An 8,706-nucleotide genomic window follows, 5' to 3' on the forward strand; every position below is an offset into this window, starting at 1 on the left:
TGTCGTTGACCTGGCCATCCTCGGCATAGACCGGGCCTTTCTGCTTTTGCACGCAAACGGGATCCTGGTCCATCATGATCCGGTGGAGCTTGGGCTTTGCACCCTGGAAAAGAATCTTGCCGGTGATGGTGGCCACTGTGGCCGGGTCGATCGGGGTGGCTTGCTGCTGCGGTGACGTTGGCCCCTCTTCAGATACCTCGGTCTTCTTCCCTCCGCAACCCACGAAGGGCAGCAGAGTGAGAATGGTTAGAAGCCAGAGAGTTTTTTGCTTAGCCATGTTTCAACCCCTTACCTTTCCGTGAAATTAAGTTGATGAACAGCATGGGCTCTCGTCTAATGCGCTTTCCAAGCCACCGTCGGTTGTCTCCCGGCGATGCCCGAAGCGCCTTTCCCTGTGTCCTGCGAGGGAAAGTTCGCCGTGTTGGTTCGCATCCCGAGGAGCCGGCGCTGCTCTTCGGGCGTGATCTCAAACATGTATCGCACCAGGAGGTCGGCGTGGTCCTTGCCGTATCCCTTGAAAATCGGCGGCGTGGGTCCAGAAAACACCCAGCGGTCTCCCTCTCGCTTGAACAAGCCCGAGGGCATGCCGGTGCCCGGGCTGATCATGGAGGGGTCCAGGAGCCAGCGCTTGGTCCACCCTGGCTTCAACCGCTCGCGCGCCAGCAGGAAATTGGGGGCGGTGACAAAACGGTCGTGGGACGGCTCTCCCGTCGCATGACACTTCAGGCAAGGGGCGGCGCGGCTGGTGAAGAGGGCGCGGGCCATCGCGACCTCCTGGCTCGAAAGCGGCTCCAACCTGGGCGGGAGGTAGGGCAGGGGTTGAGACGCCGCCGCCTCAAAGAACCTCACCAGCTTGCGTATCTCGTTGGGCGAGAAAGAGAAGGTTGGCATCCGCACGTTCAAGTAAGGCCGCACCCCGTTCCGGTCTGTATCCTTCTCACTCATGGCCGGGTTCGCGAGGAATTTCGCCAGCCAATCCGGGTTGACCCGGGCGCCCACACCCAACAGCTTGGGGGGCAATTGATCCTTGCCCTCGGCGGTTTGATACCACGGCACGGTCATCAAGGCGGAGGACTGAGTAACTTGGAATTGGTGGCAGCCCATGCAGTTATACTTCTTGATCAGCCACCACCCATCCTGGATATCCTTCCGCCAATCTTCGGGAAGGTCGAAGTAGCGCTGGGGAAGTTGCGAGTTCACGCTGCCCAGCAGGAAGGTGGTTAGCGCCGCAATTTCTTCTGGCTTCAAGTGCGGGTTGGGCATGCGCAATTGCTCGCTGGGAGCCCTTATCCTCCCATCATCGAACACATTCGGCTTGGCGAGCTTGCGCTCGAAAAACCCCTTGTGGCTGTACCAGTCCTGCTGGTGAGCTTTCTGCAAGTACAAGCCGAAGTCGAACTGCTCGAGAGGCTTGCTGCCTTCAAGCGTCAATTCCGTGCCGATCCTCCCCTCCTCCTCCATGCCGGATATTTCATGGCAACCCGCGCATCCGTGCCGTTTCACCAGCGCTTTACCCTCCTCCTTCAGCTTGGGATCGTTGAGGAAAGGGGCAGCCGGATACGAGGCGGTGGTCTTGAGCGTCATCAAATAGCTCGCAATGTCGCGCACTTCCTGCCACGACAACCGCAGGTTGGGCATCACCGTCATCTGCTGCACTTGCAATTCGTGGCCGTCGTTGGGGCACTTCGAGTGGTCCAGATCAAAGACGTACGGCAAGCCCTTCTTGGCATAATCCCTGGGACCGAGGTCGCGCTTCTCATAGGGACAGTATGGCCGTATTCGCTCCCGGGGGTCGTGGATCCACTGCACCAGATAGTCATACTTGACCTTTTCCCCCACGCGGGTCAGATTGGCCGCGAAGGTTCCGCCCGTGGCGTTGGCTCCCTCGCCCACCGCGTGACAGCCCATGCAACCCCGTGTTTGGAAGCTTTCTCTACCCTTCACGGGGTCCCCGGGCGGTTGACGATCGGCCCTGGCGTCGATAGCGGCCTGCCAAAGGAAGGCGGAAATAGCGTTCCGCTCTTCCCTCGTCAGCCGGAACTGCGGCATCCGGGTCGTCGGGCGAAAGGCGGTGGGATTTTCAATCCAAACGGGGATCCATTCCGGGCGGAGCTTGGCGCGCACTTCCTTCAAGTTAGGCCCGACCTTTTTGATGTCCCTCAGGAGATTCCCGGAGCGGAAGTCGAGCTGTTCGATGCGCGCGTCGAGGTCGCTGATCGAGACGCGGAGGGTGTCGGCCCTGGTGTAGAGGGCGCGAGCTGTCTCATTGTCAGGGGCCTCGTCGCCTTGTTGAATCGTTCGCTGCACTTCCTTCTGGGTGGCGACGCGTTGTGCTTCAAGCTGCTGGATCGATTGCCGGACGGAGAGCAGTTCCTCCGGCTCAGGATCGTAGCCTTGATACCGATGGCAACCCATGCATCCGCGATACTGGAAAAGCTCTTTGCCGGCGGTGAGGACAGGCGCCTGATCGAGCACCATGTCGTTGGTATGGCACTGCTGGCATCCCGCCTCAAAGTTCGCCTTTTCATACTGCGGCCACAACCAGTGCTTGTATTTCCCATGGGCTTCCCGGATGCTTTGCACCTGCATGCCGTTGCCGTTGTGGCACGGCGTGCAACCGAACTTCTCCGGGTCGTGGATCTTCAACAACTCCATTTGCGGGTGGCTGGTAAAAGCCGCTTCCCCGCCCATATCCCGCCGCGTCAGCACGACGGGTTCACGTGTGCCCACGTGGCACGATTCGCAGCGATCCACGACGCCGGCGTCCGGGTTGTTGATCTGCTTGATCTCGATGGTAAAGGCATCCATCTTGTTCTGGATCCCCTCAAGCTGCTCGGCCGTCAAGCCGTTCAGATGATCCTGGAGGTAGGCGTCGCGTTTTTGTTGAAGCTCCGACCTGGGGCGAAGAATTTCGGCCTGCTGCGCAAGTACTTTCCCCTTTTCTGCTTGGAGCCGATTGAACTCGTCCTCCAGTTGTTCAAAGGTGAACTTTGTCTTCTCGAGCCTGCCGCCGCTCTCGGCGACTGGCAGTTTCACCACAAACGGTCCCCGCTTGAACTTGTTAAGATCGTCCTCGAGCGACTTCTTCCCTTTGGGGCTGGAGGTGTGCTCAATCCGATAAATTCGAGCGCCGACGTCAGCCCGGAGCGTCGTGTATTCATCACTGATCACTGAGAGGCGCTGATCGAGGAGTGTTGCTTGACGCTCGATTTCGGCCAGCTTTGGTGCCACCGCGTTTTCCAGGTCTTTCAGTTCCTGCTCTAGCGCCTGAAATTCGGCGGCGGCACGGATTGCCTCTTCGGCAGCCCGCTGCTTAGGGATTTGCTTTTGGAGATATTCACTGTAGAGACTGACAAAGCGACGCTGGTAGCTCTTCCAGGGACGCAGGCCGAAGACTTCGTCATAGAGCGCCCAGCCCAGGGAGATCACCAGGAGGAGAGCGCTGATAAGGAGGTATCCGGCCAGCGACTGACTCAGGATGGGATCCTTTTCGGGAGCCTCAGGCAAACCGCTCCTCCTCGCTCTCGATGCGCGGGGCGCTTAGATGTTGAACCACGGTGTGATCCATACGTATTTGATATTGAACAGGCGCCTGACCAGAATCTTGAGCGGCAAACTGAACATGACGATGAGGAAGAATTGCATCGTCAGGTATTGAACCAGGCTCATTCTCTGGTAAATCTTCCGGCTAAATTCGCTCCGGACGATGAGCTTGTGAATGGCCCACCCCATCGCCGCAAAATACGTCCCCAATATGACTGCGCCAAAGATCCCCTTTCCCCACATCGAGCTTATGCCGAAAATGTCAGGCAAGTTGCGGTTCACCGCAAACACGAGCCGGTTGGGGTCCCAGGTTTGTCCCGGCCAGAACCACATCCATCCCGGTCCCCGGATAAAGGTGCCGATAAAGATCATCCCGAGCCACAGAACCAGGAACCCGAAGCAGAACGTTGCTATGGCGTACTTCCTTTGTTTCAGGGTGTAGTAGCCGGAGCCGAGGGGATTGGTGTCAATGTAGGGAATCACCATCAGGCCCAAAATAATCAGCGTGGGCATGACCACGCCAGCAATCCAGGGGTCGAAATACTCCAGCATCTCTTGAAGCCCGAGGAAATACCAGGGCGCCTTGGCCGGATTCATCGTCAGGTTGGGGTTGGCCGGTTCTTCCAGCGGGGCGTTGAGGGTGATGGACCAAATCATCAGGATGACCGTCACCACGATCGCCGCCAGGAACTCGATACGCAGCAAGAAGGGCCAGGTGTGAACTTCCTTGCTCCACCCGGGTTTCCAGGGCTGCGTCTTGCGGTGATGCGTCTTGGCCAACTCCGGGTCGGCTTCCAGTTGAGCAATCAGCCGATCGTTGGCCACGGCCTGGCGGAAACCGTACCAGACGTAAAACGGGAACAAAAAGAACAGCGCGACGATGGGAACGTTATCCGGAGCTGAAACAATCTCCCAGAGTTGATGCCAATCCATAAAGCAACCTCGCGCGAGCGGCCCCGCTAGTGCCGTTCCAACTTAATTAACGTAATCACCAAATAGCTCATCCCGTTCCCATCGCTGGAATCGGACTCACGGCAAACAGTCCGAAAGAGTTGGATCGGCACTAAAGCTTTCTCTCCGGCTTGATTTCCGATTCCAGTTGCACCGGAGCCGGTCCGGAGATTCCTCCATCCTTCCTGACACGCCAGAAATGCACGCCCATAAACACCGCTGCGATGAGAGGAATGGCGATGCAGTGCCAGATGTAGGAACGGAGCAGGGCATTGGCATCCACGATGGAGCCTCCCAGCAAGGCAAACCGCAAGTCGTTATAGGACGTCATGCCGAGCTCGGGGCCAAAAGGTCCCTCGGCGCCGACTACCGGCGTGGCCTTCGCCATGCTGGTGCCTACCGTGACCGCCCAAAATCCCAGTTGGTCATCAGGCAGCAGATAGCCGGTGAAAGAGAGGAGCAGGGTCAGAACGAGCAGGATTACGCCCACAACCCAGTTGAACTCACGCGGCTTCTTGTACGAGCCGGTCAGAAAGACACGGAACATGTGGAGCCAGACCGTGATGACCATCAGGTGCGCCGCCCAACGATGCATATTGCGCAAGAGTTTTCCGAAGGGGACATCGCTCATCAGGTAAACGATATCCCGATAGGCCTGACCTTTTGTGGGATGGTAGTAATACATCAGCAGCACGCCCGTGAAAGTCAGGACAATGAAGAGGTAGAAGGTGATCCCTCCCATGCCCCAGGTGTAGCTGTAGCGCACGGCATCGCGATTGATTTTTCCCGGATGGAGGTGAAGGAAAACGTTGGTAAGGATGCCGAGGGCGCGGCTGCGCTCGGTCTCGTCGTGTTTGACCCGGAAGATCGACTTGTAAAGCTGGGTCTTCTTCGGTTTCTTCAGAGCCTCGACTTCTTCCTTGACCTTTTCCTTCAGGACCTGGGTCCCCTCGCGGACTTCCTGCAGGAGACCTGTCAGGCCTTTCTTTTCCGAATTGGTGTTTCGTTGGTCTGCCATCAACCTCTCCCGCCTCCCCTGCGCCCGGCCGCCCCTGGCAGCTCAGTAGATGTGCCCGCTGCTGCCGTTCCTATTGAGGCTGTTTCCCCTGAGTCGTGTGCCCCACAAGTGGGAACGGCACTAACCGGGGATATAAGCGCCCGGGTCATTGAAGTGGTTCGCGAGGCCCTTGTTCTTGTCCCAGGAATACAATTTACTCGTGTCCACGACGATCTGCCCTTCAGCGTCAATCTCCACGTGGGTCCGGTCCATCGGCCGCGGAGCCGGACCCTCGAAATTGATCCCCTCGGGGGTGTATCCGCTGCCGTGACAAGGACATTTGAATTTGTTTTCGCCTGCTTTCCAGTCGGGCGTGCAACCCAGGTGGGTGCAACGCGCATAAATCACGAATAATCGGTCCGGTTCTCGAACCACCCAGATCCTGGCCTGTTGCTTGAACTTTTCGCTGACCCCCAGAGCGAAATCCGAAGGATACCCGATGCGGAACACCGTGCTGGGCTCAAACAGCGCCCGCGGGAAAAAAAAGCGCAGGAACATCAGGAAGTTCACACTCAGGAACGTCACGACGCAAGTCCAGACAAAGCGACGTCGCATTTGGACCGGTTCGCCCGTGGGCTTGCCTTCCGCCGACGGGCCGGCAGGCTTGGGCGCAACCGAAGCTCCGGCCGTTGCCTTTTCCGCCTTGGCCGGCAGCGTTTGGGCTGGCGCAGCACTCACTTTTTTTTCATCTTTGCTGTTGGCGTTTGGCATGAGTCCAATCGTTCACTCGGCTCCCCACCCAGGCGCTGGAACCACCGCGCGGGGAGCCTTCCCCACGCCCGGCGGGAGCAGTTCGGGGCCGTCCGCATCCTTCCCTCGTGTTTTCGCAACCTGCCGCCGATAGCGCTCTTGGCAGCTCCGCCCTCGCTGCGGCTGACTCGGCGGCCCGGTCGTGCGTCTCTTTACCGGAACTGGCAGGCTTGGCCGATGGAGGTGTAGATTGGCCCCCGGCTGGTCTTGAAGAAGGCCCAATCTTGGACGCAGGGAGGGGCTCTCGATTGGAACCGGTGATGGCTCGTGTTCAACCGTAAGTTTCTCGCGCAATGGAAAGCCCTAGGAGAAAGAAGAATTTATTCGTAAACTATATTTCTATAATGCGAGCCTACGTCTGTCAAGCCCATGTTGTGCCGCCCCCCTCGTTTGCTTTCCGGCCCGCAGTTGAGGGAAAGTCACGGCGAGGAATGGGACGGGTGGGCGTAAGGGCGACAGCCGGCCGGGAAGAGCGACCGGGTCAACATGAGGGGCAGCTTTCGGCCTCAGCCGGTTGTGGAAACCAGCATGGATGAACACAAAAAAATTGCGGTTGTGCTCTTCCAGCTTGGCGGGCCTGATTCGTTGGCGGCGGTGGAGCCGTTTCTCTACAACCTCTTCAGCGACCCGGACATCATCGCCCTGCCTCTCGGGCGATTCGCTCGTTTGCCTTTGGCGCGTTTGATTGCTTCCGCGCGGGCCAAGAAGCTCCGGAATGCCTACGCGGCCATCGGCGGCAAATCTCCCATCGGTGACCTCACCCGGCGACAAGCCAGGGCGCTCGAACTGGAGTTGCGAAAGGAAATCGACGCGAAAGTCTTTGTGGCAATGCGCTATTGGCATCCGCTGACCGAGGAAGCAGTCGCCGAACTGCGAGCCGCCCCCTTTCACGAATTGGTTCTTCTTCCGCTCTATCCGCAGTATTCCAAGACCACCACCGGAAGCAGTTGGAATGAGTGGAATCGAAAATACCGGCCTGCGGCCGGGAATCATCTGCCGGTAAGATGGGTGCGGCACTTCTACAACCATCCCTCCTACATTGACGCTCTGGTCGAAAAGGTGAACCGGCAACTCGAACGTTTTGCGAGTCCCGAGGACGTCCACCTTGTCTTCAGCGCCCATGGCGTGCCGGCCAGCGTCATTGAAAGCGGAGATCCTTACCAGGAGCAAGTGGAAGCCACTCGAAAGCTCGTGGTCGAACGCGGGCGATGGCCGTGCCCTCATATTCTTTGCTACCAAAGCAGAGTTGGCCCCGGGCGGTGGCTCGAACCCGGCTTGCATGCCACTATTCATTCGCTTGCCGCGAATGGCGCCAAGAATGTTTTGGTGATCCCCGTCTCTTTTGTCTCTGACCACATCGAAACGTTGAATGAGATTGACATTGAGGTGCGGGCCGAAGCGATGCGCCTCGGCATCACGCATTTTGAAATGATGCCCGCCCTGAACGATTCGCCCAAATTCATCCGCGCGCTGGCCGAGCTTGTGTGGCAAGCGGTTGGCTTATTACAGGGCAAAGAAGGCTATGTCGAATCATCGAAAACCGAAAACCGAGACCTGCCACCTGCTACCTGAAACCTGAAACCTGCCCCCTGTCGTTTTGGTCGAGAGCTACTTGCGGCCCAGGAAGCGGATGCGGGCGGTCAAGGCTCGATGCTGGCCGCCGGCGAAGAGCAGGAAGCGAGGCGAGTCCACGTTGTTGTCCACCACGTTCGGGTTGGCGTGCCCGGTGATGTTGTTGTAGCCGGCCCGCAAGGCCCACTGGTAGTGGAGGAGAGAGAATCGCCGCTCGAGATGCAAGTTGAGGCTGAAATAGGAGGGAAAGCGGCGGCGGTTCGGCAGTTCGGCCAACTCCTGCTTCGAGTCCACCACGCTGAAGGGAAAGCCGTCCCGCCATTCGAAAAAGGCGGCCAGATCAAACTTGCGCACGAGTGGCAGCCAAACCCACGATAGCAGCCGGTTCGGAGTGTCCCAGCTCAACGGGCCTTCGCCCTGGCCGGTGACGAGCAGGTTTTCCAATCGAAAATCCACCGCCCGGTTGGTTCGCGCTGACGACCGGGTGTAGGACGCCATCCAGTAGTAGGTTTTCCAGAAAGTTCGGCGGACCGTGGTCTCGAAGGAATCGTAGCGGTCCCGGCGCGCGTTGCGCAGTTCCAAAATCCCGCCAAACTGGTTCTGCTGGCCCCGTACCAACCTGTTGGTACGGGGCTGGCCGGGGGAAACAACGTTCTCAAAGACAAATCCCTGGTAGGTGCGCCTCTGGATGAAGTTGGCGCGCAGGTAGAAAGCAAGCGGAAGCTTTTGTTCGAATCCTGCGCTCCAGTTCAGCGCATACGGAACCTTGAGGCTCGCTTCGTTTACCTGGAAAAATGTTTCGAGCGGGCCGCGGGCGGGCGTTATGCCATCGG

At 58.6% G+C, this 8,706-nt stretch carries 7 protein-coding genes; 1 reads left to right on the plus strand and 6 read right to left on the minus strand.

Annotated features, from left to right (window positions below; genetic code table 11):
* The 5 genes from VIH17_02900 to VIH17_02920 form a co-directional block, all read right to left on the minus strand.
* The coding region (locus VIH17_02900; protein ID HEY4682178.1) for a hypothetical protein at window positions 1-277 on the minus strand (277 nt) is incomplete at its 3' end.
* Window positions 278-333: 56 nt separating this feature from the next.
* Entirely contained in the window at window positions 334-3,507 is a 3,174-nt protein-coding gene (locus VIH17_02905) for a c-type cytochrome (protein HEY4682179.1), read from the minus strand.
* Between the two features lie 33 nt (window positions 3,508-3,540).
* Window positions 3,541-4,476 (minus strand): hypothetical protein, encoded by a 936-nt coding sequence (locus tag VIH17_02910; GenBank protein ID HEY4682180.1) that lies wholly within the window; start codon window positions 4,474-4,476, stop codon window positions 3,541-3,543.
* A gap of 130 nt (window positions 4,477-4,606) precedes the next feature.
* Window positions 4,607-5,512, minus strand: a complete 906-nt coding sequence (locus VIH17_02915) for a cytochrome b N-terminal domain-containing protein (protein HEY4682181.1) — start codon at window positions 5,510-5,512, stop codon at window positions 4,607-4,609.
* Window positions 5,513-5,632: 120 nt separating this feature from the next.
* Entirely contained in the window at window positions 5,633-6,262 is a 630-nt protein-coding gene (locus VIH17_02920; GenBank protein ID HEY4682182.1) for a Rieske 2Fe-2S domain-containing protein, read from the minus strand.
* A gap of 567 nt (window positions 6,263-6,829) precedes the next feature.
* Between VIH17_02920 and hemH the strand changes: the two genes are divergently transcribed.
* A complete protein-coding gene (gene hemH, locus VIH17_02925; protein ID HEY4682183.1) occupies window positions 6,830-7,873 on the plus strand; it encodes a ferrochelatase in 1,044 nt (347 codons plus the stop codon).
* Window positions 7,874-7,909: 36 nt separating this feature from the next.
* Here the strand turns inward: hemH and VIH17_02930 are convergent.
* Window positions 7,910-8,706, minus strand: a 797-nt coding sequence (locus VIH17_02930; protein HEY4682184.1) for a hypothetical protein, incomplete at its 5' end; no start/stop codon positions are given.

This window comes from Candidatus Acidiferrales bacterium (assembly GCA_036514995.1).
In the GTDB taxonomy this organism is placed as follows: domain Bacteria; phylum Acidobacteriota; class Terriglobia; order Acidiferrales; family DATBWB01; genus DATBWB01.